Annotated in this window: 23 protein-coding genes; 6 read left to right on the top strand and 17 right to left on the bottom strand. The window is 63.0% G+C overall.

What is annotated here, in order from left to right:
* The first annotated feature begins 1 nt into the window (after position 1).
* The 4 genes from rsxG (at position 2) to Q9Q94_RS00575 (ending at position 2,296) form a co-directional block, all read left to right on the top strand.
* Entirely contained in the window at positions 2 to 607 is a 606-nt protein-coding gene (gene rsxG, locus Q9Q94_RS00590) for an electron transport complex subunit RsxG (protein ID WP_305978076.1), read from the top strand.
* Positions 604 to 1,296, top strand: a complete 693-nt coding sequence (locus Q9Q94_RS00585; protein WP_305978075.1) for an electron transport complex subunit E — start codon at positions 604 to 606, stop codon at positions 1,294 to 1,296. Before rsxG ends, Q9Q94_RS00585 begins: the two co-directional genes overlap by 4 nt.
* Positions 1,297 to 1,310: 14 nt before the next feature.
* Entirely contained in the window at positions 1,311 to 1,592 is a 282-nt protein-coding gene (locus Q9Q94_RS00580; protein ID WP_305978074.1) for an RnfH family protein, read from the top strand.
* A gap of 239 nt (positions 1,593 to 1,831) precedes the next feature.
* On the top strand, positions 1,832 to 2,296 hold the full coding sequence (locus tag Q9Q94_RS00575; protein ID WP_305978073.1) for a GNAT family N-acetyltransferase: 465 nt from the start codon (positions 1,832 to 1,834) through the stop codon (positions 2,294 to 2,296).
* 13 nt (positions 2,297 to 2,309) lie between these two features.
* On the opposite strand, the gene ureG is transcribed toward Q9Q94_RS00575, so the two are convergent.
* The 13 genes from ureG to urtA all read right to left on the bottom strand — a co-directional run bounded on the left by ureG (position 2,310) and on the right by urtA (position 14,175).
* A complete protein-coding gene (ureG, locus tag Q9Q94_RS00570) occupies positions 2,310 to 2,927 on the bottom strand; it encodes an urease accessory protein UreG (RefSeq protein WP_305978072.1) in 618 nt (205 codons plus the stop codon).
* A gap of 8 nt (positions 2,928 to 2,935) precedes the next feature.
* Complete coding sequence (locus Q9Q94_RS00565; protein ID WP_305978071.1) at positions 2,936 to 3,616, bottom strand: urease accessory protein UreF; 681 nt, start codon at positions 3,614 to 3,616, stop codon at positions 2,936 to 2,938.
* Between the two features lie 129 nt (positions 3,617 to 3,745).
* Entirely contained in the window at positions 3,746 to 4,249 is a 504-nt protein-coding gene (ureE, locus tag Q9Q94_RS00560) for an urease accessory protein UreE (RefSeq protein WP_305978070.1), read from the bottom strand.
* An 81-nt stretch (positions 4,250 to 4,330) separates the two neighbouring features.
* On the bottom strand, positions 4,331 to 6,031 hold the full coding sequence (ureC, locus tag Q9Q94_RS00555; protein ID WP_305978069.1) for an urease subunit alpha: 1,701 nt from the start codon (positions 6,029 to 6,031) through the stop codon (positions 4,331 to 4,333).
* 76 nt (positions 6,032 to 6,107) lie between these two features.
* The gene (locus tag Q9Q94_RS00550) at positions 6,108 to 6,413 is read right to left on the bottom strand and encodes an urease subunit beta (RefSeq protein ID WP_305978068.1); all 306 of its coding nucleotides are present in this window, start codon (positions 6,411 to 6,413) and stop codon (positions 6,108 to 6,110) included.
* 81 nt (positions 6,414 to 6,494) lie between these two features.
* Positions 6,495 to 7,079, bottom strand: coding sequence for a HupE/UreJ family protein (locus Q9Q94_RS00545; protein WP_305978067.1), 585 nt, complete (start codon positions 7,077 to 7,079; stop codon positions 6,495 to 6,497).
* Between the two features lie 21 nt (positions 7,080 to 7,100).
* Complete coding sequence (gene ureA, locus Q9Q94_RS00540) at positions 7,101 to 7,403, bottom strand: urease subunit gamma (protein ID WP_305978066.1); 303 nt, start codon at positions 7,401 to 7,403, stop codon at positions 7,101 to 7,103.
* The gene (locus tag Q9Q94_RS00535; protein WP_305978065.1) at positions 7,404 to 8,264 is read right to left on the bottom strand and encodes an urease accessory protein UreD; all 861 of its coding nucleotides are present in this window, start codon (positions 8,262 to 8,264) and stop codon (positions 7,404 to 7,406) included.
* A 135-nt stretch (positions 8,265 to 8,399) separates the two neighbouring features.
* Positions 8,400 to 9,092 (bottom strand): urea ABC transporter ATP-binding subunit UrtE, encoded by a 693-nt coding sequence (gene urtE / locus Q9Q94_RS00530; RefSeq protein ID WP_305978064.1) that lies wholly within the window; start codon positions 9,090 to 9,092, stop codon positions 8,400 to 8,402.
* A gap of 68 nt (positions 9,093 to 9,160) precedes the next feature.
* Complete coding sequence (gene urtD / locus Q9Q94_RS00525) at positions 9,161 to 10,027, bottom strand: urea ABC transporter ATP-binding protein UrtD (protein WP_305978063.1); 867 nt, start codon at positions 10,025 to 10,027, stop codon at positions 9,161 to 9,163.
* The gene (urtC, locus tag Q9Q94_RS00520; protein WP_305978062.1) at positions 10,024 to 11,127 is read right to left on the bottom strand and encodes an urea ABC transporter permease subunit UrtC; all 1,104 of its coding nucleotides are present in this window, start codon (positions 11,125 to 11,127) and stop codon (positions 10,024 to 10,026) included. Before urtC ends, urtD begins: the two co-directional genes overlap by 4 nt.
* A gap of 7 nt (positions 11,128 to 11,134) precedes the next feature.
* On the bottom strand, positions 11,135 to 12,751 hold the full coding sequence (urtB, locus tag Q9Q94_RS00515; RefSeq protein ID WP_305978061.1) for an urea ABC transporter permease subunit UrtB: 1,617 nt from the start codon (positions 12,749 to 12,751) through the stop codon (positions 11,135 to 11,137).
* 149 nt (positions 12,752 to 12,900) lie between these two features.
* Positions 12,901 to 14,175 carry an urea ABC transporter substrate-binding protein gene (gene urtA, locus Q9Q94_RS00510; RefSeq protein ID WP_305978060.1) on the bottom strand — a complete coding sequence of 425 codons (1,275 nt, stop codon included), beginning with the start codon at positions 14,173 to 14,175 and terminating at the stop codon, positions 12,901 to 12,903.
* A gap of 950 nt (positions 14,176 to 15,125) precedes the next feature.
* Here urtA and Q9Q94_RS00505 point away from each other — a divergent pair.
* Complete coding sequence (locus Q9Q94_RS00505; protein ID WP_305978059.1) at positions 15,126 to 15,704, top strand: hypothetical protein; 579 nt, start codon at positions 15,126 to 15,128, stop codon at positions 15,702 to 15,704.
* A gap of 224 nt (positions 15,705 to 15,928) precedes the next feature.
* Here Q9Q94_RS00505 and Q9Q94_RS00500 read toward each other — a convergent pair whose 3' ends face one another.
* Positions 15,929 to 16,738 carry a TIGR01458 family HAD-type hydrolase gene (locus Q9Q94_RS00500; protein WP_305978058.1) on the bottom strand — a complete coding sequence of 270 codons (810 nt, stop codon included), beginning with the start codon at positions 16,736 to 16,738 and terminating at the stop codon, positions 15,929 to 15,931.
* Between the two features lie 130 nt (positions 16,739 to 16,868).
* The gene (gene argC, locus Q9Q94_RS00495; RefSeq protein ID WP_305978057.1) at positions 16,869 to 17,798 is read right to left on the bottom strand and encodes an N-acetyl-gamma-glutamyl-phosphate reductase; all 930 of its coding nucleotides are present in this window, start codon (positions 17,796 to 17,798) and stop codon (positions 16,869 to 16,871) included.
* 126 nt (positions 17,799 to 17,924) lie between these two features.
* Between argC and Q9Q94_RS00490 the strand changes: the two genes are divergently transcribed.
* Positions 17,925 to 18,809, top strand: a complete 885-nt coding sequence (locus Q9Q94_RS00490) for a LysR family transcriptional regulator (RefSeq protein ID WP_305978056.1) — start codon at positions 17,925 to 17,927, stop codon at positions 18,807 to 18,809.
* A 154-nt stretch (positions 18,810 to 18,963) separates the two neighbouring features.
* On the opposite strand, the gene Q9Q94_RS00485 is transcribed toward Q9Q94_RS00490, so the two are convergent.
* Both Q9Q94_RS00485 and Q9Q94_RS00480 read right to left on the bottom strand, forming a co-directional pair.
* The gene (locus Q9Q94_RS00485) at positions 18,964 to 19,899 is read right to left on the bottom strand and encodes a response regulator transcription factor (RefSeq protein ID WP_305978055.1); all 936 of its coding nucleotides are present in this window, start codon (positions 19,897 to 19,899) and stop codon (positions 18,964 to 18,966) included.
* Positions 19,880 to 23,416: an ATP-binding protein gene (locus Q9Q94_RS00480; RefSeq protein WP_305978054.1), complete on the bottom strand. Its 3,537-nt coding sequence runs from the start codon at positions 23,414 to 23,416 to the stop codon at positions 19,880 to 19,882. Before Q9Q94_RS00480 ends, Q9Q94_RS00485 begins: the two co-directional genes overlap by 20 nt.
* Positions 23,417 to 23,496 lie beyond the last annotated feature (80 nt).

Genomic DNA, 23,496 nt, shown 5'->3' with positions numbered 1-23,496 from the left:
CATGGAGCTCGCCATCCTGCGCGAAAAAATCGGCTATCACGGCATCTCGCTGGCGCTGGCTACGGTGCTCACGGGCGCCGCCCTGATGAGCGCCAATCACCTGACCCTGCCGGCCATCGCGCAGGCCGCTCAGGATGACCTGAAGACATCGCTGGTGCAGGTCCTGCCGGAAGGCATGGCGGATAACGATCTGCTTGCCGATACCGTGAGCATTGCCGCCGCAGGCAAGGAGGTCACCGTGTATCGCGGGCGCAAGAACGGTGCCTTTTCAGCTGCGGTGTTCCAGTACAGCGGGCGTGGCTATGCCGGCGAAATCGTCTTGCTGGTCGGCCTGGATGCGGAGGGCGTGGTGCAGGGCGTGCGCGTGCTCAAGCACGCCGAAACACCGGGCCTGGGGGACAAGATCGAAGTCGCCAAGGCCGACTGGATTCACTCCTTCAAAGGCAAGACACTGGGCACTGCGCGCTGGGGCGTGAAGAAGGATGGTGGCGAATTTGACCAGTTTGCCGGCGCCACGATCACGCCGCGTGGCGTGGTCAAGGCCGTGAAGGAAGCGCTGGAGTTTTACGCCGCGCATAAAGCTGAAATTGCCGGAGAAAAATCATGAGCTGCGAATCGGTGAGCGCCGGAAAACTCTTTCGTGATGGCCTGTGGGATCAGAACGTGGTCTTCGCCCAGTTGCTGGCGATGTGCCCGACCATGGCGGTGACCACCTCCGGCACCAATGGTCTGGGCATGGGGCTGGCGACCACGGCGGTGCTAGTGGTGTCGAACATTCTGATTTCGTCGATCCGCAATTTCGTCAGCGATCAGGTCCGCATCCCGATCTTCGTGGTGGTGATCGCCACCCTGGTGACGCTGGTCGACATGTCGCTGAACGCCTGGGTGCATGGCCTGCACAAGGTTCTAGGCCTGTTCATCGCACTGATTGTCGTGAACTGCGCCATCCTCGGCCGGGCCGAAGCCTTCGCGTTCAAGAACGGCGTGTGGGCTTCGGCCATCGACGGCCTGGCGATGGGCTTGGGCTTCACGCTGGCGCTGACCGTGGTGGGACTGGTGCGCGAGCTGATCGGCGCCGGCACGCTGTTTGCGCAAGCCAGTCTGTTGCTCGGGCCGGCCTTCTCCTTCATGGAGATGAAAGTGATCCCGAACTACGCCGGCGTGCTGATGATGATCCTGCCGCCCGGAGGCTTTCTGGTGCTGGGGTTGCTGCTGGCGGTGAAGCGCTGGGTGGATCAGCGTCTGGCGAAGCGTGGCCGTGCCGCCCCGGAAGCGGCTGCGCATTGCAGCGTGTAACAAGGAGAAAGAGCATGAAAGTCGCTGTTGCCTATACCGAGCCGGCCAGCCAGGTCTGGCTCAATATCGATGTGGCCGATGACGCCAGCGTGCAGGACGCCATCCACAAGAGCGGCATCCTCAACCTGTATCCGCACATCGATCTGAATGCCCAGCGTGTCGGCGTATTCGGCAAGGCCGTGAAGCTCGAAGCGCCATTGCGGGCAGGGGACCGGGTCGAGATCTATCGGCCAATCAGTTGTGACCCGCTGACGGTCCCGCGCCGGCCAGGATTCGAGCTGAGCGAGGATGAATGAGGCCGGGTCAGGGTGCGCCGGCGTCCGGGTCTGATTCCGCCTGAAGAGCCGCGCGCAGCAAGACTTTCAAGGTAGCATGCTCGGAGATCAAAGCCCTGCTTGCCCGAGCGGAATGCCTGCCTGAAGACGCTTGCTGCAAGCGGCTGTGCAGCACGTCACATCTTGCTACAGATTGTTTTCGCAATCCCGCAGCCTCTCGCTTATCCTGACCGCCCTGTAGTCCCATGCCCTCCGTATCAATGAGTATCAAGTTTCGCCCTGCCCAGCTCGCCGATGTGCCAGCGATTGCCACCCTGCTTGCCAGCCTGTTCGCCATTGAACAGGATTTCAGTCCCGATCCCGCCCGCCAGATTGCCGCGCTCAAGCTGATGCTGCCGCGCGAAGACATCCTGCTGTGGGTGGCCGAGGAAACGCTGGAGGGGGAGGCTGAAGTGGTGGGCTTCTGTTCGGTGCAGTGCCTGATTTCGACAGCCGAAGGCGGCCCGGTGGGCCTGATCGAGGATGTGGTGGTGGCCGAAGGCTGGCGCGCCGCCGGCATCGGCCAGCGTCTGTTGGAAGGCGCCGAAGCCTGGGCGCGCCGGCGTGGCTGCTCGCGTCTGCAGTTGCTGGCGGATGAAGGCAATCTCCCCGCGCTGGATTTCTACCGTCGTCAGGGCTGGCAGCAGACCCGCCTGCGCAACTGGCGTCGCCTGCTCAGGGACTGAGCGCTCCTGTTGTTCAGGCCGCGCGCAGCATGCCCTGCGTCTCGATGAAGGCGATGATCTCGTCCAGGCCCTGACCGGTTTTCTGATTGCTGAAAACAAAGGGCTTGGCGCCACGCATCTTCTTCGAGTCGCGATCCATGACTTCCAGTGAAGCGCCAACCATGGGGGCGAGATCGATCTTGTTGATCACCAGCAGGTCGCTCTTCATGATGCCCGGCCCGCCCTTGCGCGGAATCTTGTCACCCGCAGAAACGTCGATCACGTACAGCGTGAGATCCGACAGTTCAGGTGAAAAAGTCGCGGCGAGGTTGTCGCCGCCCGACTCCACGAAAATGATCTCCAGCCCCGGGAAGCGCCGGTTGAGCTGATCGATGGCTTCAAGGTTGATCGAGGCGTCTTCGCGGATCGCCGTATGCGGACAGCCGCCGGTTTCCACGCCAAGAATGCGCTCGGCGGGCAGTGCTTCGTTGCGCACCAGGAACTGCGCGTCTTCCGCCGTGTAGATGTCGTTGGTCACCACCGCGATGTTGTACTTGTCGCGCAGGGCAATGCACAGGGCGAGCGTCAGGGCCGTTTTGCCGGAGCCGACGGGGCCGCCGATGCCGACTCTTAATGGTTGGGATTGGGTCATGTTTATTCTCAGGATCTGAAAAGTCGGGTGTATTGGGTTTCATGCTGGCAGCTCGCCAGCGTCATGCCGGGCGTGAAGTTTTCCCAGTCTTCGCTGTCCGCACGGCGCACCGCTTCTTCGGCCAGCGCTGGCAAATCTACGGCCAGGGCGACGAGCATGCGCTGGCCCGCGGTCTGGCCCAGTGGCACCAGCTTCACGGCCGCCATCACTTGATTCTCCAGCCAGGCCCACAGGTAGGCGCTGGCTGCATCGGCTTCTTCAATCTGCCAGTGTGCGGCCGCCGCCGCCCAGGGCGTGGGGAAGGCGATTTCGCTCAAGCTCAGCAGGGTGATTTTGGTGGCTTCCGGTGTGTCCGGCAGATCGCGCAACAGGCGCGCCAGCGAGTAGCCCATCTGCAGGGTTTCGGCGCGCAGTTCGCTGGTCTCGCGCGTGGCGATGAATTCGGCATTCAGACGCGCAACTTCTGCCGCGTTGTTGGACGACCAGGCGCGCAGCAGGCCGATCAGGGCCGGCGCTTCGCAGCGCGCCAAGGCGAAATGCAGGGCGTCGCGAATCCATTGCTGAGCAGCCGCTTCAGACGTGACCGTGCCGGATTCGACCGCCCATTCCAGCCCTTGCGAGTAGGAAAAGGCGCCGACCGGCAAAGCCGGGCTGGCCAGATGCAGCAGGCGGACGAGTTGTAGATTCATGTGCGAGGCCTTGCCTGAAGAGCCGCTCGCAGCAATCCTCTGCAGGCAGGTGTCGTGAAGAGGCACGTCAACCGGGCTTGTCCGGCATGGCTGCCTGAAGACGACCGCTGCATGCGGGTCTGCAGGCGATCAGGCATGGCCGCCCATGACATGAATCTTGGCTTCGGTAGCGCCGCGCTCCGCGTGATGATGGCCGGGGGCGTAGGCGCCGGCTTCGGGTTCGAAGGCGGCGACGATGTGCTGCAGTTCGGCGCCGAGGCCTTCGAGCATATGTTCGAGCACGTGATCCTGCTGGATCCGCAGCGCGCCTTCACCGACCTGCACAGCGACGTGGCGATTGCCCAGGTGGTAAGCGGTGCGGGCGAGCTCGAAGGCGCTGGTGCAGCGCGCTTCGACCAGCGCTTCGGGTGCAGACACGACTTCGACGATGCGTCCATCCTTGGCCTGCAGCTTGTCGCCGCCGCGCAGGATCGTGCCGCGTGGCAGGAACAGGCCGACCTCTTCGCCGGAAGCGAGCCTGGTGCGCAGGCGGCTCTTGGTGCGGGCGTCGAAATCGAGGATCAGTTGTTCGCTGGCCGGGGTGTCGGTGGGGCAGAGGGATTCGATGAGGAGCATGTTCAGGTCGGAAACCATGTTCAGGGCGTCATTCCGGCGAAGGCCGGAATCCAGTGGGCGCGTGGTGCTGGATCCCGGCCTTCGCCGGGATGACGGCGGTTAAAACAGAAAATATCTTTGCGCCATCGGCAGGCTGGTCGCTGGTTCGCAAGTCAGCAGCTCGCCATCGGCGCGCACCTGATAGGTTTCCGCGTCAACCTGAATGTCGCCGCACCAGTCGTTGTGGATCATGTCGCTCTTCTGGACGTTGCGAATGTTCTTCACTGCGACCAACGGTTTGGCGAGACCCAGCCCGGCGAGCGTGCCCTTGTCCAGTGCCGCTTGCGATACGAAAGTCAGCGAGGTCTTCAGTCCGCCGCCGAAGGCACCGAACATCGGGCGATAGTGCACCGGTTGCGGCGTGGGGATCGAGGCGTTCGCATCGCCCATCGCGGCGGCGGCGATCATGCCGCCCTTGATGATGGTGCTGGGCTTTACGCCGAAGAAGGCCGGACGCCAGACGACCAGGTCGGCGAACTTGCCGACCTCCACTGAGCCGACCACATGGCTGATGCCGTGGGCGATGGCCGGGTTGATGGTGTACTTGGCGATGTAGCGCTTGGCGCGGAAGTTGTCGTTGTTCGCGCCGTCACCAGGGAGCGCCCCGCGCTGCTGCTTCATCTTGTGCGCGGTCTGCCAGGTGCGGATGATCACTTCGCCCACGCGGCCCATGGCCTGCGAGTCGGACGAGAACATCGACAGCGCGCCGATGTCGTGCAGGATGTCTTCGGCGGCGATGGTCTCGCGGCGGATGCGCGATTCGGCAAAGGCCACGTCCTCGGCAATCGAGGCATCAAGGTGGTGGCAGACCATCAGCATGTCCAGATGCTCGTCGATGGTGTTCACCGTGTAGGGGCGCGTCGGGTTGGTCGAGCTGGGCAGCACGTTCTTCATGCCGGCGAGTTTGACGATGTCCGGCGCGTGGCCGCCGCCGGCGCCCTCGGTGTGGAAGGTGTGGATGGTGCGGCCCTTGAAGGCTGCTGCGGTGTCTTCCACGAAGCCGGATTCGTTGAGGGTGTCGGAGTGGATTGCAACCTGAACGTCATACTTTTCGGCGACCGCCAGACAGTTGTCGATGGCTGCCGGGGTGGTGCCCCAGTCCTCGTGCAGCTTCAAACCAATCGCACCGGCTTCGATCTGCTCAGCCGCCGGGCCGGGCAGGCTCACATTACCCTTGCCGAGAAAGCCCAGGTTCATCGGAAAGGCATCCGCTGCCTGCAGCATGCGCGCGATGTGCCAGGGGCCGGGCGTGCAGGTGGTGGCAAACGTCCCCGTGGCTGGCCCGGTGCCGCCGCCGATCATGGTGGTCACGCCACTCATGAGCGCTTCATCGATCTGCTGCGGGCAGATGAAGTGGATGTGGGTGTCGATGCCGCCGGCGGTGATGATCTGGCCTTCGCCGGCGATCACTTCGGTGGCCGCACCGATGGCGATGGTCACACCTGGCTGCACATCCGGATTGCCGGCCTTGCCGATGCCGGATATGTAGCCGTTCTTGATGCCGATGTCGGCCTTGACGATGCCCCAGTGGTCGATGATCAGCGCGTTGGTGATCACGGTGTCGGCCACTTCCGCGGCGGGCAGCTGGCTCTGGCCCATGCCGTCGCGGATCACCTTGCCGCCGCCGAACTTCACTTCCTCGCCGAGGAGGGTGAAGTCCTTCTCGACTTCGATGATCAGGTCGGTATCGGCCAGCCGCAGGCGATCACCGACGGTGGGGCCGAACATTTCCGCATAGGCGCGGCGGGAGATGGTTGCCATTTTGATTCCCCGTAGGGTGCGCATTGCGCACCGAGACATCGATTCAATCAATGGTGCGCAATGCGCACCCTACGAATTACAACGCGCCTTGCACGAGGCCGCGGAAGCCATACACCTTGCGCTCGCCGGCGTAGTCCACCAGCTCCACCGTGCGGCTCTGGCCGGGCTCGAAGCGCACCGCGGTGCCGCTGGCTATATTCAGGCGCATGCCGTGCGCTGCTGCACGGTCAAAGCTCAGCGCGGCATTGGTTTCGGCAAAGTGGTAGTGCGAACCGACCTGGATCGGCCGGTCGCCGGTGTTCGCAACGCTCAGCGTGAGGCTGCGGCGACCAGCATTGAGGGTGTGTTCGCCCTCGGCAACGAGCAATTCTCCGGGGATCATCGCATTCCTTTCTTCATGCTTGGGGCGAGCCGGGCCCGCCTCCCTCAATGGCGAGGGAGGAGGTACCCGCAACAGAACAGATCAGGCGGTCAGCAGGCTCAGGCCAAACAGGGCTACGCCGGCACCCGCGATGCGCGGCAGCCATACATTGCGCTCCAGACCGAAGCGAGCCAGGGTCATGCCGGAAACATGCAGGATGAGCGTGCCCAGAACCATGCCGGAGAGGGCCGCTGCGGCGCGCTCTGCGGGCAACTCGGCGCCGTGGGCGATGCCGTGGAAAATCGCGAAGGCGCCAACGATCAGCGCACCGACTGCGGCGGGCAGCTTCACGCGCAAGGCCACCATCAGGCCCAGTACCAGCAGCGAGGCGGCGATCATCGGCTCAACCCCGCCAAAGGCGATGCCTGCGAAACCGAGCAGGCCACCGACCAGCAGCAGGCAAGCAAAGGCAGCAGGGGCCGTCAGTGCGGCGCGCGGGCTGTGGCGAAAGGCCAGCATGCTCCACACGCCCACGGTGATCATCGCCGCCATGTGATCCAGCCCGGTGAAAGGATGGGTGAGACCCATGATGAAGGCGGAGCCGTGGTGGATACCGGCGTCCGCGCCGATGTGGGCAAAGGCGAGGGCGGGCAGCAGGGCGCAGAGCGCAATCAGGATACGTTTCATGGGAGTCTCCTTGGTTTGAATTCAGATGATTGGATTATGGACGGTGACGAGTTTCGTGCCGTCAGGAAAAGTCGCCTCGACCTGGATCTCGGGGATCATTTCGGCGATCCCGTCCATCACATCGGCACGACTCAGCAGCGTGGTGCCGTAATGCATCAGCTCGGCCACGCTCCTGCCATCGCGCGCGCCTTCCATGATCGCGGCGCTGATGAAGGCGACGGATTCCGGGTAATTCAGCTTCAGGCCACGGGCCTTGCGGCGCTCGGCAAGCAGACCGGCAGTGAAGATCAGGAGCTTGTCTTTTTCGCGGGGTGTGAGTTCCATTCAGGTGCTCCAGATGCGCGGGGGGACAGCCTCGCGGTGAATGAGTTGGGGACGGGCCAGCGCCCAGACCGCTTCAAAATATTGACGGATTGCTTCAGCAGAGTCTGACATGGCACGAATGATCGTGGTTTGCGGCAAGGCAGATAGCCCATATGTGCCAGAACTAATGGTGAGTGCGCGCAGCGCCTCGATCAGGGCCGCATCTGGCGTGATGCCGGCAAGCCATAGCGTGCCGAAAGTGCTGTAGCCATTCAGGGCGACAGCGGAGCGCATGGCTGTGTCATTGCCCTGCAGATGCATGCTTTCCTGCCACAGCGGCGTGCCGTCCGGTCGCTGCAGGCGCAAGCGCTGGCGGAATGAGCCTGTATTGAAAGCTTCGCCGCTGGCCTGCCGCCCGAGGCACAGGATGTCCCAGCCGATGGCGCGAGCCCCTTCGGCGAGGCTGATGGTCGTCGAGGAACGGGCCTTGGCCTGATCGAAAACGATGACTTCCTGCGGCAGCCATTCCAGCTTGCCGCCGGCAGCGACGTTCAGCGTGATGTCCTGCGTGGCCAGCGGGCCGAGGCTCTTGTACCACTTGCCCGCGCCTGGGGTGGTGAGCTGGGCGTGGGCGTTTGTGCCGACCTCAAGATCGATGCGCAGCTGATCTCCCCCGGCGATGCCGGCAGGCGGGTGCAGCATCAGGATCTGGCACACGCCATCGCCTTCCGGGTAGAGCGCCTTCTGCACGCGCAGCGGGCCCTGGTGCCGGTTCTGCGCCAGCACGCTGCGGCCCGTGCGGCTCTCCACGCGCAGGGCAAGCGAGGCTTGCCAGCCGTGCTGATGGGAGTGCGGAAGGGAAGCTTCGGTAACTGCGTTCACGGTTTTCGCGGGTTTGCGTAGGGTGCGTTAGCGAAGCGTAACGCACCGATCCTGATTTTTCCGGGCGCTTTGCGCCTGCATGCTTTACAACCGGTGGGTTACGCTTCGCCAACCCACCCTATGGTCACCAATCGCTCAAATCGCGACGAGTGACTTCACATTCTGTTCCTGCATCTCGCTGCCCGGCCCGGCCTTGACGATCTCGCCGCGTGCCATGACTGCGTACTGATCGGCCAGCGACTCGGCGAAATCATAATACTGTTCGACCAGCAGGATGGCCATTTCGCCACCTTCGGCCAGTTTGCGGATCGCGGCGCCGATGTCCTTGATGATAGAGGGCTGGATGCCTTCGGTTGGTTCATCGAGGATCAGCAGTTTGGGACGCATGACCAGCGCCCGGCCAATGGCGAGCTGCTGTTGCTGACCGCCGGAGAGGTCGCCGCCACGGCGCTTGAGCATGTCGCGCAAAACGGGGAACATCTCGTAGATGTAGGCTGGCACGCCACGCGAGGCCTTGCCATTGGCGAGTCCCATCAGCAAATTCTCTTCCACCGTGAGGCGCGGAAAGATTTCGCGTCCCTGCGGCACATAGGCCATGCCCAGCCCGGCGCGGGTGTAGGGCGCGGCCTTGGTGATGTCCTTGCCGTCAAAAAGCACAGAGCCCTTGGCTACCGGCAGCAGGCCCATCAGGCATTTGAGGAGCGTGGTTTTGCCCACCCCGTTGCGGCCCAGCAGGGTGGTGATTTCACCTTGCTTCAAGGCGAGCGACACGCCGCGCAGGGTATGGCTGCCGCCGTAGTACTGGTTGAGGTTGTCGATGGTCAGCATATTCGTTCCGTAGGGTGCGCACTGCGCACCATCCATGCGGTGCGCAGTGCGCACCCTACATATCCCGGCTAGCGGCCGAGATACACCTCAATTACGCGTTCATCGTTCTGCACCTGCTCAAGCGAACCTTCAGCCAGCACGCTACCTTCGTGCAGGCAGGTGACCTTGCCGTTGCGCGCGGAGATCTGCTTGATGAAATCCATGTCGTGCTCGACCACCACCAGGGTGTAGTCGCCGGCGAGTTCCAGAAACAGCTCGCCGCTGCGCTCGGTTTCCTCATCCGTCATGCCGGCAGCAGGTTCATCCAGCAAGAGCAGAAGTGGCTCCTGCATGAGCAGCATGCCGATTTCCAGCCATTGCTTCTGGCCGTGCGAGAGCAAGCCGGCGGGCCGATGGGCCTGATCCTTGAGGCGGATGAGTTCGAGCTTCTGTTCGATCTTGCTGCGCGCTTCACCGCTGAGTTTGAAGAACAGGCTCGACCAGATGCCCTTGTCGGTTTTCATTGCCAGTTCGAGGTTCTCGAAGACGCTCAGCTCTTCAAAAACCGTGGGTTTCTGGAATTTCCGGCCGATGCCGGTGTGGGCGATCTGCGCCTCGTTGAGTTTGGTCAGGTCGATGGTCTGGCCGAAGAAGGCGGTGCCGGCACTGGGCCGTGTTTTGCCGGTAATCACGTCCATCATGGTGGTCTTGCCGGCGCCGTTGGGGCCGATGATGGAGCGCAGCTCGCCCTTGTCGATGGCGAGGTTCAGATTGTTGATGGCCTTGAAACCGTCGAAAGACACGGTGATGCCTTCGAGATAAAGGATCACGCCGTGGGTGGTGTCGAGCTGGCTGGCATCCACCGGGCGCTCCAGGCCCACTGCCCGGTCAAATGCACTCTCGGCGCCGGAGATCGGCAGGCCGGGTTTCTTGTCGATGGCGAGGGCGGCGTTCATGCGCGCTTCTCCTGCTTGCTGAAATAAGTCTGGATCTGGCCGACCACGCCGCGCGGCAGCCACAGGGTGACGAGGATGAAGATCAGACCGAGGAAATACAGCCAGTATTCGGGGAAGGCCACGGTGAAATAGCTCTTCACGCCGTTGATGAGGCCGGCACCGATCAGCGGGCCGATCAGGGTGCCGCGCCCGCCCACGGCGGTCCAGATGGCGATCTCGATCGAGTTGGCCGGGCTCATTTCACCCGGGTTGATGATGCCCACCTGTGGCACATACAGTGCGCCCGCTATCGCGCAGATCACGGCGGATACGGTCCAGATGAAGAGCTTGTAGGGCAGCGGGTTGTAGCCGGAGAACATCACGCGTGACTCGGCGTCCCGAATTGCCGCGAGCACGCGGCCGAGCTTGCTGCTGACGATGTAGCGGCCCAGCAGCAGAAAACCGATCAGTGCTGTGGCGGTGAGCCCGAAGAGCACGATGCGGGTCTCCGGTGCGGTGATGTGAAAGCCGAGGATGCGCTTGAAGTCGGTGAAGCCGTTGTTGCCGCCGAAGCCGGTTTCGTTGCGGAAGAACAGGAGCATCGCGGCATAAGTCATGGCTTGGGTGATGATCGAGAAATACACCCCCTTGATGCGCGAGCGGAAGGCGAAGTAGCCGAAGATGAAGGCCAGCAGCCCCGGCACGACGACCACCAGCAGCATGGCCCACAGGAAGTGCTCGGTACCTTGCCAGTACCAGGGCAGCTCTTTCCAGTTCAGGAAGACCATGAAGTCCGGCAGATCGCTCTGGTAGTTACCCTCGCGGCCGATGGCGCGCATCAGGTACATGCCCATGCCGTAACCACCCAGCGCGAAGAAAATGCCGTGACCCAGCGAGAGAATGCCGGTATAGCCCCACACCAGATCCATGGCCAGCGCCACGATGGCGTAGCACATGATCTTGCCGATCAGTGTCACCCAGTAAGTCGAGAGGTGCAGCGCGCTGCCTTCCGGCACGAGCAGATTGAGGATCGGCACGAGGATCAGCGTCACGGCCGAGAAGGCGGCCAGTGCGGCCCATGCTTTGGGGCCGAAGAGGCGGGAAGTGAGGGTTTTTTCCATGATCTTCTTATTGCTCCACAAACCGGCCCTTCACCGCGAACAGTCCCTGAGGACGCTTCTGGATGAAGATGATGATGAAGACGAGCACGGCGATCTTGGCCAGCACTGCGCCGGCGAATCCTTCCAGCAGCTTGTTGAGCACACCGAGGCCCAGCGCGGCATACACCGTGCCGGCAAGCTGGCCGACGCCGCCGAGCACCACGACCATGAAGGAATCGATGATGTAGCCTTGTCCGAGATCTGGCCCGACATTGCCAACCTGGCTCAGTGCGCAACCGGCCAGCCCGGCGATGCCTGAGCCGAGTGCAAAGGCCACGGTATCGACGCGTGGTGTTGCGACGCCCACACAGCTCGCCATCTGGCGGTTCTGGGTGACGGCACGCACGAACAGGCCCAGCCGCGTACGGGTGAGGATCAGACCCATGCCGAGTACGACCAGCACGGCGAAGGCGATGATGGCGAGGCGGTTGTAAGGCAGGATCAGGTTGCCCATCACCTGGATGCCCCCGGACAGCCATGCCGGGTTTTCGACCATCACGTTTTGCGCCCCGAAGAGGCTGCGCACGGCCTGGATCAGCATCAGGCTGATGCCCCAGGTGGCCAGCAAGGTCTCCAGCGGGCGGCCATAGAGGAAGCGGATGACCAGACGCTCCATCAGCACGCCAACCAGCGCAGAGACCATGAATGCCACCGGAATGGCGATCAGCGGGTAATACTCGAACAGGCCCGGTGCGTGGGCGCGGATGACATTCTGTACGGCGTAGGCGGCGTAGGCTCCGATCATGATCAGCTCGCCGTGGGCCATGTTGATCACCCCCATCAGGCCGTAGGTGATCGCCAGTCCCAGCGCGGCGAGCAGCAGGATGCTGCCCAGCGACAGGCCGGTAAACAGCCCGCCAAGAGTCTCGCCAAGCTTGAGATGCGAGTTGATGCTGTTGATGCCTTGCTGCGCAGCGACGCGTACGCTCTCGTCAGCTTCCTTGTAGTTCGCTCCGTCCTTTTCCAGCAGGGCGGCGAGTAGTTGTTTGGCGTTCGGCTCGCCGCTGGCGCCCAGCGTCTCAATGGCGGCCAGCCGCGTTGCCTTGTCAGGATGCTGCAATTGCGCCGCTGCCTGGGTCAGGCGCAGCAGCGTGATGGTCTGTGGATCGGTCTCAACAGCCAGGGCCTTGTCCAGCAAAGGCAGGATGGCCGGGTTGGCCGAGTCCTGCAGTTTCTTCACCGCAGCAAGGCGCAGCGCCTTGTCCGGCGAAATCAGGTCGAGCGCGGCGAGCGCACCTTCAAGCGCATTGGTGACGCGGTTGTTGCTGACCACATCTTCGAGTTCGTCCGGCACTTTGGCGAGCTTCGCGCCGGTGACGGCATCAATGGCGGTTTCGCCATCGTAAATGATGGCCTGCTTGCCACCGAGCGACTTGAGCGTGTCGTCGCGCAACGCTTCGAGGATAGGCAGGGCTTCCGGATCGGCGCTGCCGGCAATCGCATAGAGCGCGGCGACCTTGGCGTCGTTGTCGCCGGTAGCGAGCTGGAGCACCAGTTCGGGGGCGGGTTTTGCGAAGCTGGCCGGACTGACTACGCAAACGACCAGCGTCAGCAGTGCGAGGAAGGTGGGGCGCATGAAGGTCATGGCGGCTCGTGGCATGGTGACGCGATGGGTCAAACGAGACAGGCGTCATCCCGGCGAAAGCCGGGATCCAGCGCTCTTGCGGAGCTTCGTTCTGGATTCCGGCTTTCGCCGGAATGACGCCCTTGATTCAACAGCAGACGACTTCCGGATTACTTCTTCTCCGGCTCATCCTTCTTCTTGTCGTTGCCTTCAACGAACGGGCTCCAGGGTTGAGCCTTGACCGGGCCCGGCGTCTTCCACACCACCTTGAACTGACCATCCGCCTTGATCTCGCCGATGAACACCGGCTTGTGCAGGTGGTGGTTCTTCGGGTCCATGGTGGAGACGAAACCGCCCGGGGCCTTCACGGTCTGGCCGGCCATCGCGGCGATCACCTTGTCGGTATCGGTGCTCTTGGCCTTCTCGACCGCCTGGGCCCACATCTTGATGCCGATGTAAGTGGCTTCCATCGGGTCATTGGTCAGCGGCTTGTCCTTGTGGCCGGCGATGCCCTTGGCCTTGGCGTAGTCGCTCCATTGCTTCACGAACGCGGTGTTGGTCGGGTTCTTGATGCTCATGAAGTAGTTCCAGGCGGCCAGGTGGCCCACCAGCGGTTTGGTATCCACGCCGCGCAGTTCTTCTTCACCCACCGAGAAAGCCACCACCGGCACGTCGGTCGCCTTCAGGCCCTGGTTGCCCAGTTCCTTGTAGAAGGGCACGTTGGAGTCGCCGTTGATGGTCGACACCACAGCAGTCTTCTTGCCTTCGGAGGAGAACTTCTTGATCTTGGCGATGATGGTCTGGTAATCGCTGTGACCGAAGGGGGTGTATTCCTCCATGATGTCCGCATCCGCCACGCCCTTGCTCTTCAGGAAGGCGCGCAGGATCTTGTTGGTGGTGCGCGGATACACATAGTCGGTGCCCAGCAGCACGAAGCGCTTGGCGCCGCCGCCGTCCTTGCTCATCAGGTATTCCACGGCCGGAATGGCTTGCTGATTCGGTGCAGCGCCCGTGTAGAACACGTTCTTCGACAGCTCTTCACCTTCGTACTGCACCGGGTAGAACAGCAGCGAGTTCAGTTCTTCATACACCGGCAGCACCGACTTGCGCGACACCGAGGTCCAGCAACCGAAGGTCACCGCAACCTTGTCCTTGGAGATCAGCTGGCGGGCCTTTTCGGCGAACAGCGGCCAGTTGGAGGCCGGATCGACCACCACCGGCTCCAGCTTCTTGCCGAGCACGCCGCCCTTGGCGTTGATTTCATCAATCGCCATCAGCACAGTGTCTTTCAACACGGTTTCGGAAATGGCCATCGTGCCGGAGAGCGAGTGCAGCACGCCCACCTTGATGGTTTCGGCGGCAGACACGCCGAAGGATGCGAGACCGGCCAGCGCCATGGCGGCGGAAAGGGCCGAGACCTTGATGAAGCTGCGACGAGATTGCATGTGAGGCTCCCTTGCGAATTGGTGGTGTGCTGGCGGCATGTCCTTGCCGCGTGATGCCACTGTAGGGAGTCAGCCTCTTGGCTTGAATACGTCAGAGTGCGTAGTGGCTGCCTGCGGCAGAGGATTGAGCAATGAGTGCTGAGGACGAAGGGGCGCTCGGCGGCATGCTCGAAGAGCCGCGCCCCGCCTTGTTCTTCAGGCAGGGTTTCAATGCCATTAAGTGAGTCCATTGCCGTCATCCCGGCGTAGGCCGGGATCCAGAGACTTTCCCTGCTACGCTGGATTCCGGCCTTCGCCGGAATGACGCCAATTGATAGGGTTTGGCGCTTGACTCTTAATGGGGTTGGGCAGGGGGGGCGGGAGAGGCAGGCATGGTGCGGGTGTGCGGGGAGGGGGCTTTCGACCCGGTGCGGACCGTCAGAAAACAGGGAAGCAGAAGTTCAATTCGTAGGGTGCGCATTGCGCACCATTCCCAAAAAGCATCCTTCGCCGTGGAAGATAAAAACGCCGAGCGAGGATAGAACATGGGTTCCGCGTGCGCGGTGCGCACCCTACAAGGCTGGGTTACGGCCTTGAGAGGGGGGAGGCGCGCCCGGCGGCGTGCCTGAAGAGCCGCGTGAAGCCTTGTCCTTCAGGCAGGGGGGCGGGAGAGGCAGACAGGGTGAGGCTCTTCAGGGGGGAGGCGATTTCGACCTGTAGCGGACGGTCGGTCGGGAAGTTGAAAAGCAAGCGTTCAGGCGTAGGGCGGGTTAGCCGTAGGCGTAACCCGCGCGGAATAGGTGAATCCTGCCAGAACGAACGGGTTGTCAGCGCGGGTCAATGACCCGCCCTTACAAGGCTACAAGGCTTTGTTTCTCCAGATCCACCGCGAGAAAGCGCGGGCTGGTGTCGATGTGTTTGTAGCGTGCCATCCGCAAGCCTCCCAAGTCAACACGACTTGGAGTCTTGCAATGACAAATCGTTCGCGGCAGGATGCGGGTTCCGGTAGGTTTTTCTACACACTCGTTAGGCATGCTATGAGGCTTTTTAGGAAAGCAAGCAAGGAGGTTCAGGCATCCCTTGAAGCCCTGTTTCCCGATTTGGAGGCGGTCTTAGAGGTAAAGCCGAATGGAATGGGGAAGGCCGCAATTTCAGTATTTGATCATTGGCTTCGTGACGAAAGCGAATGGCACTTGATGGATTGCTTTGAGGGGCCAGAAAGAATAAACCGCGATCGGAAATTTCTTAACCATTGGGCAGCAATTTTCGATGCAACACCAGTTTTTACAATTCGCTCTCGTGGCAGGTGGCCGCACAAATCAAAAAGAGTGTTCAAAGAGTATTTGGATAGAGACGGATTCTTGCGGCAATGTAGGTTTGATCCCAAGAAGGCGCCAACCCAAGTCGTCCTGTTGCCAGAGTTTGATTGCATAATCGTAGCCTCTTGGGATGATACAAACGTCGTTTTTTACAATCATCTTGAAAAGGCAGAGCCAATAATTAGACTGGCAAAAGGCGTCGGACTACATTGTCTGGAATACGATGCATAACGAATAAAGGTGGCGCGTAAGGTGGGTAAATCAGGTAGGAAGAGTTCGCGAAGCAACCCACCATGAACCTTGCCAAGCTTTGATGGTGGGTTGTCGCTGCGCTCCGAACCCACCCTACGAATGCCCGCGTTCGGCTCGCACAGCGGCCGTCCTCCCCGGCCGATCTCCGCCCGATCATATCAAGCCAGCATTCCTGCGGGTGGTATTGCTGCCCCTCATGCCACTCAGGTTGTCGGCAGGCGCAGGCTGCTGTCGCCGAGGATGGCGGAGACTGCGGCGGCGAAGTCGTCGGCGATCAGTGCCGGCCGCTCGCCGGGGGCGGTTTCATCCTGCGGGCGGTATTTACCGGTGCGCACGAGGATGGCGCGGATGCCCGCAGCCTGTGCGCCCTGCACGTCGTCGCGCAGGTCGTCGCCGATCATCAGTGCATCTTCGGCGGCGGCATTCATGTCTGCGAGTGCTGCCGCGAAGAAGGCGGGGGCCGGCTTGCCGATGATCGTTGCCTGCACGCCAGCGGAGTATTCGAGGGCGGTGACGTAGGCGCCCATGTCGAGGGTGAGTCCGTCGGCTTCCTGGAAATAGCGGTTGCGCGCCATGGCAATCAGCGGCAGGCCGCGCATGAGCAGGCGGAAGGCGGTGTTCATCGCTTCGAAGCTGAAGTGCGGGCCGGCGTCGCCGAGCAGCACGACGTTGGGCTCCGTGGCGTCCGGGCCGACTTCGTCGCGCACGTCCGGATGCACCAGCCAGTGCGGGTGCAGGCCTCGGGCCTGTACATGCTGGCGGGTGGCGTGCACGGCGGTGATGATTTCGGATTCCTCCACGTCAAAGCCCATCCCGGCAAGCATGCGCACGATGCTGGTGCGTGGGCTGCGCGTGGTGTTGGTCAGGAAGCGCAGCGGGATCTTCGCCCGCCGCAGGTAGTGCAGTGCCGCGAGTGAACGTGGAATGGGCGTATTGCCGGTGTGCAGCACACCGGCAAGGTCGATCAGGATGCCCTTGGGGCGGTCGGACCCGAATGCCTGAGCTGCCATCATTCATCCTCCTGTGCCGTACAGACCTTCAGACAAGCAAGAATCAAACGAGTTCACTGGGCTGGCACACGGATCTGTGATCCGCGGTTGTCTTCAGGAATGGCGTCCGGAGAGGTATCGGGTCGGTGCCATGTCAGCCTCGCGCGAGCATCAGGTCGAGATTCTGCACGGCCGCGCCTGCTGCGCCCTTGCCGAGATTGTCGAATACGGCGAACAGGAGGATCTGCCCGTGTTCGGCATTGTTCAGGACGCCCAGTTCCATGTCGTTGCTGCCGTTGAGCATCTGCGGGTCCAGATGTGTCATGCGCTGTGCGTCCGCAAATGGCACGATCTTCACATGGGGCGCCCCGGCGTAACGGGATGCCAGACCGGCATGCAGTGCTTCGCCACTCACGCCTGCTGGCAGAAGGCGGGTTTCCAGTGCCACGGTCAGCACGATGCCCTGCCGGAAATTGCCATATGCGGGCACGAACACCGGGCGCTGGGCGAGCCCCGTGTAATGCCGGATCTCCGGAGGATGCTTGTGATCGAGGGCGAGGCTGTAGATCCTGAACGGCAGCGCACGGGTGGCGTCAGCACCTTCGTGCGCGTCTACCGCAGGGCGCCCGCCGCCCGAGTAGCCCGACACTGCATGAATGCTCACCGGGTAGTCGCGCGGCAGGAGGCCGGCCTCGATCAGCGGGCGCAGCAAGCCGATGGCGCCGGTGGGGTAGCAGCCGGGATTGCTCACCCGCTGTGCTTGCGCGATGAGCTCCGGCTGTCCGGCGCACATCTCGGGAAAACCGTAGACCCAGCCCGGCGAAGTGCGGTGGGCCGAGCTGGCATCAATCACCCGCACGGAGGGGTTTCTTACGGCCAGAACGGCCTCCCGTGCGGCTTCGTCCGGCAGGCACAGGATCGCGATGTCGCAGGCGTTGATGGCCTCGGCGCGCCGTCCTGAATCCTTGCGTTCCGCGGCCGGCAGCGTGAAAAGCTGCAGATCCGTCCGCTGCCGCAGGCGCTCGTGGATCTGCAGGCCGGTTGTGCCCTGGTCGCCGTCAATGAAAATGGTGGGAGAAGACATGCTGGAAGATCCTCCGCGAATCGTGGTGATGAGAAAGACAACGGCGCAATCTTCCGGTCACGCTTAAAATAAGAAAAGTTGAATTTAATGACTTTTATGTTCAGGTTTTCTGAACAAGGAGGCGGTGTGCGTGAAATCAGTCTGGACCGCTTGCGGACCTTCGTTGCCATTGCCGACCTTGGCTCCTTTGCCGCGGCCGCCCGGAGCCTGAACCTGGCGCCGCCTACGGTCAGCCTGCACATTACCGAGCTCGAAGAGCGCATTGGCGCGCCCCTGCTGTCGCGCAAGCGTGGCCAGGTGCAGCCTTCTTCCATTGGTGAAACCCTGCTGAAGCATGCCCGTCGCCTGCTCGCCGACACCGAACTGGCGCTGGATGATGTGCAGCGTCAGGTGCAGGGCACCGGAGGCCGTGTGCGGATCGGCGCCTCCACCGGTGTCATCGCTCATCTGCTCCCGCAGGCGCTGGAAATCCTTGGGCAGCAGCATCCCGGCATCGATGTGCAGGTGGCCGTGCTGACGTCGCAGGAAACGCTGGCCCGGCTTGTGGCAGGCTCACTCGATGCCGGTCTTGTCGCGCTGCCGCAGTCGCCGGTGGCGGGGCTGCTTGTCGAGCCCTGGCGCCGCGATCCGGTGCTGGCCTTCATGCCAGCTGACTGGCCGGCGCCGGCCCGCATTTCGCCGGCCTGGCTGGCTGCCCGGCCGCTCATCCTCAACGATGCGAGCACCCGGCTCGCCCGTATCACGACCGAGTGGTTCGCGGTCGGCGGCCAGCATCCCGTGCCGCGCATCCAGCTCAATTACAACGATGCCATCAAGAGTCTGGTTGCTGCAGGCTATGGTGCCTCGCTGCTGCCGCACGAAGCCAGCGCCCTGCAGCCGGACCCGCGCATAGCCATGCGCCCGCTGCGCCCGGCCTTGTGGCGCGAGCTGGGGATCGCCCACCGCACGGGCAGCATCGAGCGCCCCACGCAGCATGTGCTGGATGTGCTGTGGCGTTTGCGGCAGGGCTAGAGACTTTCGCTGAAGTCGGCACGCTCAGCATGTCTGGAGAGCCGCTTCCAGTCTTGGTTTGCAGGCTGGCATGCCAGAAAAGCTCTTCGGTATTGGCTCTCCGGAATGCCTGCCTGTAGACGTCCGCTGCATGAGGCTTGGCGGGGTGTGCTGTTCAGCGCCGCAATTTTTCCTGCGCCAGATTGGCTGCCGCCGTGCGGGTTTCCACGCCGAGCTTTTCGTAGATGTGTTCGAGGTGCTTGTTCACCGTGCGCGGGCTGGAGCCGAGGATGTCGCCGATGTCCGGGCTGGTCTTGCCCTTGCACACCCAGTAGAGCACCTCGGCTTCCTTGCGGGTCAGGCTGAAGGCCGAGATCAGCGCTTCGATCTGGGCCGCGTCGCTTTCCTCGCGCAGCACCAGCAGCCATTCATCTTCGTTGCTCTGGCTGTGCAGGGTGAAGATCACGCGGCTGGCGGCCTGGATCACGTTGAGCGGCTGCAGCGGCACGCCCGGTTGCTTGCGCAGGCTGTCGATGCTGGCGCGCAGCCAGTTGCGCACGATGGGCGGGACGAGTTCGATGTGGATGTTGAAGTAGCGCCCGATCAGGTCGCGCGCGAGCGGCGTCTGCCAGGTGATCCGCCCGGTCTCCGGGACTACCGACAGCGTGGCCTGGCCGAAGGCATCAAGAGCGCTGCGGGCCTGGGTCATCTGGCGGGCGCTGGCCAGATGCGTGGCGATGCGGGCGATGACTTCGCCGGTGCGCACGGGCTTGGTTACGTAATCGGTGCCGCCGGCCTTGAAGGCGGCGACGATGTGCTCGGTTTCGGTCAGGCCGGTCATGAAGATGATCGGGATGTGAGCCGTGGCGAAATCGGCTTTCAGCCGCCGGGCCACTTCGAAGCCGTCCATGCCGGGCATCATCGCGTCGAGCAGGATGATGTCCGGCAGGCTTTGGCGCGCGCGGGTCAGCGCCGATTCGCCGTTGATGGCGACCAGCACCGAGTAGCCGGACTCGTCCAGCGCATCGTGCAGCACCGAGAGGTTGTCCGGTACGTCATCGACAATCAGCACGATGTTGGTGTTGCTGCGGTCAATGGCAAGTGGCGGCATCGAGATCCCTCTTGATGAGTGTCGTCATGGTGTCCAGTTCGAAATCCATGAGCATTTTTCGAAGCGGCTCGGCGTAGCGCTGGCCGGTGGCATCGGTGGCGATCCGGTCCAGCACGGCGTGCACGCCACGCACGTAGCCGAGGTTGAGCTGATGGGCGAGCTGTTCGAGGAGCTCGCGCGCAGGCAATGCGGGCGCGGCTTCCCGGGGCATGGTCTGCATAAGTCCGTCCGGCGCGGCTTCGCGGGCGGTCTCCAGCCATTCCAGCGCCAGCTTGTGGCCCAGCCATTCGAGCAGCTCGGCCACCTTGAAGGGTTTGAGGATGAAGTCCTCGGTGGGGATGCCGGCGTCGTTCTCCAGGCCCTTGTCGAAGGCATTCGCCGAGAGGATGGCGATCTTCGCTTCGCTCAGCTTGCCGGCGCGGATGCGGCGGATGGTCTCCCAGCCGTCGATGCCGGGCATGGCCAGATCCATGAAGATGAGGTGCGGCTGGAAGCGCGGCAGCACCTCCAGGCATTCGATGCCGGAGGCGGCCTGATCCAGCTCGAAGCCGAGCGGTGCGAGCACGCTGGCGAGCAGTTCGCGGTCGGTGGCTTCGTTGTCCACGATCAGGATGCGCCGGCGTTCGCCGGCATAGCCCGTGTAATGGCGCCGGGGCAGTTCCTGCGCGGCCTGAGCAGCATGCACTTGCGGCAGGAACAGGCGCACGGTGAACAGCGTGCCGCTGCCGGGCGTGCTCTTCACGGTGAGTTCGCCGCCCATCAGATCGGTGAGCATGCGTGCGATGGTCAGCCCAAGTCCGGTGCCGCTGGTGCTTTGCGCACTGCTGCCGCGCGAGAAGGGCTCGAAGATGCGCTCCAGTTCCTCGGGGGTGATGCCGGGGCCGCTGTCTTCGATCTCGAAGGTGGCCATGTCACGGCTGTGGCGCAGGCGGAATTTAACGCCGCCCTCGCGGGTGAATTTCACCGCGTTGCCGAGCAGGTTGATGAGGATCTGGCGCAGGCGCTTTTCGTCGGCCCGCACCACGGCGGGCGGTTCGCTGGCGCACTGGTAATCGAAGGCGAGACCCTTGTGCTCGGCCTGCAGGCTGAACATTTGGACGAGCTGTTCGAGCAACGCGCGGAAATCGATGGCGCGGGTGTCCAGGCTGAGCTTGCCGCCTTCGATGCGGGCGATGTCCAGCGTGCCCTCGATCAAAGACAGGAGATGATCGCCGCTGCGGCGGATCACGCGGATCGCCTGCTGGCGATGGCTGGGGATGGTCGGGTCGCCATCGAGTATCTGGGCGTAACCGAGGATCGAGTTCAGCGGCGTGCGCAGCTCGTGACTGATGGTGGTGATGTAGCGGCTCTTGGCCTGATTGGCCGCATCGGCGATGCGCTTGGCCTCCTGCAGGGCTTCGTCGGTCTGCTGGTGGGAGGCGATCTCGCGCATCAGCAGATGGGTCTGGCGATTGGACTCCTCCTGCGCCACCTGGCGGCTCTTGTGGGTGAGCACCAGCCACCAGGCGATGATGCCGCTGGCCAGCAGCAGGACGCTGAACACCTTGATGAAACCGGATCTCAATGCGGGCAGCAGCACGGGATCGGCGAGCGTCTGGGCCTGCTGGTAATACAGCACGCCGAGCAGGGCGGCGAGGCCTGCGACCACGGCGCCCATCAGCAACAGGTAGTGGCCCAGCCCGCTGTCGATGTAGGGCCACATCGGGCGCGGCAGGAGGTGGCGCATTCCGGCTGACCACTGTGCGGACAATCGCGCATCGGGCTTGCACAGATCGTGGCAGCGCGCATCCAGCGAGCAGCACAGCGAGCAGATGTGGCCCTGATACGCCGGGCAATGCGCCATGTCGTCACCTTCATAGGCGCGCTCGCAGATGACGCAGGTGCGAGCATTTAAACCCCTCCCCAGCCCTCCCCTTGACAGGGGAGGGTGTTCGATCAGGCTCGGCTTGGTTTGCTCCTCCCCTGTCAAGGGGAGGTCGGGAGGGGTTTGAGGAGGGGCGCCACCACCACAAATATCAGGCTTGCGCGCGAGGTAATACTTGCCCCCGGTCGCCCAGGCAATCAGTGGCGAAGCCATCAGCGCTGTCGCCAGCGCGATGAAGCTGGCGAAGGCCTGCGCGTTGGCGCCGAAAGCGCCGAGGTAGGCCATGATCGACAGCGTTGACGCAATCAGCATGGCACCCACGCCCACCGGGTTGATGTCGTAGAGATGCGCGCGCTTGAATTCGATGCCCGGGGGCGACAGGCCCAGTGGCTTGTTGATGACCAGATCGGCGACAACCGCCACCAGCCAGGCAATCGCGATGTTGGAATACAGCCCAAGCACCTGCCCCAGCGCCTGAAAAACGTCCAGCTCCATCAGCATCAGCGCGATGACGGTGTTGAACACCATCCACACCACGCGGCCGGGGTGGCTGTGGGTGAGGCGGGCGAAGAAATTGCTCCACGCCAGTGAGCCCGCGTAGGCATTGGTGACGTTGATCTTGAGCTGCGAAATGATCACGAACAGCGCGGTGGCCGCCACGGCCCAGCCGGGATGGCTGAACACGGCCTCGAAACCGACGAGGTACATCTGGTTCGGGTCGACGGCCCGGTCGATCGGCACCGAGTTGCGGATTGCCAGATACGCCAGCAGGCAGCCGCCCAGCATCTTGGCCACGCCCATCAGCACCCAGCCCGGCCCGCCGACCAGCACGGCGGCGAGCCAGCTTTTGCGATTGCTCTCTGTACGTGCCGGCATGAAGCGCAGGTAATCGACCTGCTCGCCCATCTGGGTGATCAGCGCAATGCCCACGGTGAGCGCGGCGCCGAACAGATGCATGTTGAAGCCGCCACCTTCGCCTCTGGTGCCGGCGTACTGACTCAGTTCGCCGAGAACGCCGGGGTTTTTGGCGAGCACGAAGATGAAGGGCAGGGCCAGCAGGATCAGCCATACCGGCTGGGTGAGGCGCTGCAGGCGGCTGATCATGGTCACGCCGTGGGTCACCAGTGGAATCACCGCGAGTGCGCACAGCAGGTAGCCCCAGGCCGGCGGAATGTCGAAGGCGAGTTCCAGCGCATAGGCCATCACCGCCGCTTCGAGCGCGAAGAAGATGAAGGTGAAGCTGGCGTAGATCAGCGAGGTGATGGTCGAGCCGATATAACCGAAGCCCGCACCGCGCGTGAGCAGATCCATGTCCAGCCCGTAGCGCGCGGCGTACAAGCTGATCGGGGTGCCACACAGGAAGATGATCAGCCCGGTGGCGAGGATGGCGAGCGCGGCGTTGGTGAATCCGTAATTGACCAGCAGGGTCGCCCCGACGGCCTCCAGCACCAGAAAGGCGGCTGCGCCAAACGCGGTGTTCGCCACCTGCCATTCCGAGAGCTTGCGAAAGCTCTTGGGCGTGTAGCGCAGGGCGTAGTCCTCAATGCTCTCGTTGGCGACCCAGGTGTTGTAGTCGCGCCGCACCTTGACCACGCGCTGGATGGCGTCGGGGTCGATGCTGGCACTGTTCCGGGGCGGGATGTTCTGGCTCATCCCTGAAACGATGCAGGCTGCGTGCCTGCGCTTGCATGGGATTGATTAATATGGATTTTTGACCGATTCAGAACGGATCG

Source organism: Uliginosibacterium sp. 31-16 (assembly GCF_030730865.1).
In the GTDB taxonomy this organism is placed as follows: domain Bacteria; phylum Pseudomonadota; class Gammaproteobacteria; order Burkholderiales; family Rhodocyclaceae; genus Uliginosibacterium.
Note: the sequence above shows the minus strand (reverse complement) of the source record. Positions and strands in the feature narration are given on the sequence as shown.

Bases quoted from the DNA above. Each gene is read 5' to 3' on its own strand.
- rsxG (WP_305978076.1), top strand. From the start codon at position 2: ATGGAGCTCGCCATCCTGCGCGAAAAAATCGGCTATCACGGCATCTCG.
- Q9Q94_RS00585 (WP_305978075.1), top strand. From the start codon at position 604: ATGAGCTGCGAATCGGTGAGCGCCGGAAAACTCTTTCGTGATGGCCTG.
- Q9Q94_RS00580 (WP_305978074.1), top strand. From the start codon at position 1,311: ATGAAAGTCGCTGTTGCCTATACCGAGCCGGCCAGCCAGGTCTGGCTC.
- Q9Q94_RS00575 (WP_305978073.1), top strand. From the start codon at position 1,832: ATGAGTATCAAGTTTCGCCCTGCCCAGCTCGCCGATGTGCCAGCGATT.
- ureG (WP_305978072.1), bottom strand. From the start codon at position 2,927: ATGACCCAATCCCAACCATTAAGAGTCGGCATCGGCGGCCCCGTCGGC.
- Q9Q94_RS00565 (WP_305978071.1), bottom strand. From the start codon at position 3,616: ATGAATCTACAACTCGTCCGCCTGCTGCATCTGGCCAGCCCGGCTTTG.
- ureE (WP_305978070.1), bottom strand. From the start codon at position 4,249: ATGGTTTCCGACCTGAACATGCTCCTCATCGAATCCCTCTGCCCCACC.
- ureC (WP_305978069.1), bottom strand. From the start codon at position 6,031: ATGGCAACCATCTCCCGCCGCGCCTATGCGGAAATGTTCGGCCCCACC.
- Q9Q94_RS00550 (WP_305978068.1), bottom strand. From the start codon at position 6,413: ATGATCCCCGGAGAATTGCTCGTTGCCGAGGGCGAACACACCCTCAAT.
- Q9Q94_RS00545 (WP_305978067.1), bottom strand. From the start codon at position 7,079: ATGAAACGTATCCTGATTGCGCTCTGCGCCCTGCTGCCCGCCCTCGCC.
- ureA (WP_305978066.1), bottom strand. From the start codon at position 7,403: ATGGAACTCACACCCCGCGAAAAAGACAAGCTCCTGATCTTCACTGCC.
- urtE (WP_305978064.1), bottom strand. From the start codon at position 9,092: ATGCTGACCATCGACAACCTCAACCAGTACTACGGCGGCAGCCATACC.
- urtD (WP_305978063.1), bottom strand. From the start codon at position 10,027: ATGAACGCCGCCCTCGCCATCGACAAGAAACCCGGCCTGCCGATCTCC.
- urtC (WP_305978062.1), bottom strand. From the start codon at position 11,127: ATGGAAAAAACCCTCACTTCCCGCCTCTTCGGCCCCAAAGCATGGGCC.
- urtB (WP_305978061.1), bottom strand. From the start codon at position 12,751: ATGACCTTCATGCGCCCCACCTTCCTCGCACTGCTGACGCTGGTCGTT.
- urtA (WP_305978060.1), bottom strand. From the start codon at position 14,175: ATGCAATCTCGTCGCAGCTTCATCAAGGTCTCGGCCCTTTCCGCCGCC.
- Q9Q94_RS00505 (WP_305978059.1), top strand. From the start codon at position 15,126: ATGACAAATCGTTCGCGGCAGGATGCGGGTTCCGGTAGGTTTTTCTAC.
- Q9Q94_RS00500 (WP_305978058.1), bottom strand. From the start codon at position 16,738: ATGATGGCAGCTCAGGCATTCGGGTCCGACCGCCCCAAGGGCATCCTG.
- argC (WP_305978057.1), bottom strand. From the start codon at position 17,798: ATGTCTTCTCCCACCATTTTCATTGACGGCGACCAGGGCACAACCGGC.
- Q9Q94_RS00485 (WP_305978055.1), bottom strand. From the start codon at position 19,899: ATGCCGCCACTTGCCATTGACCGCAGCAACACCAACATCGTGCTGATT.
- Q9Q94_RS00480 (WP_305978054.1), bottom strand. From the start codon at position 23,416: ATGAGCCAGAACATCCCGCCCCGGAACAGTGCCAGCATCGACCCCGAC.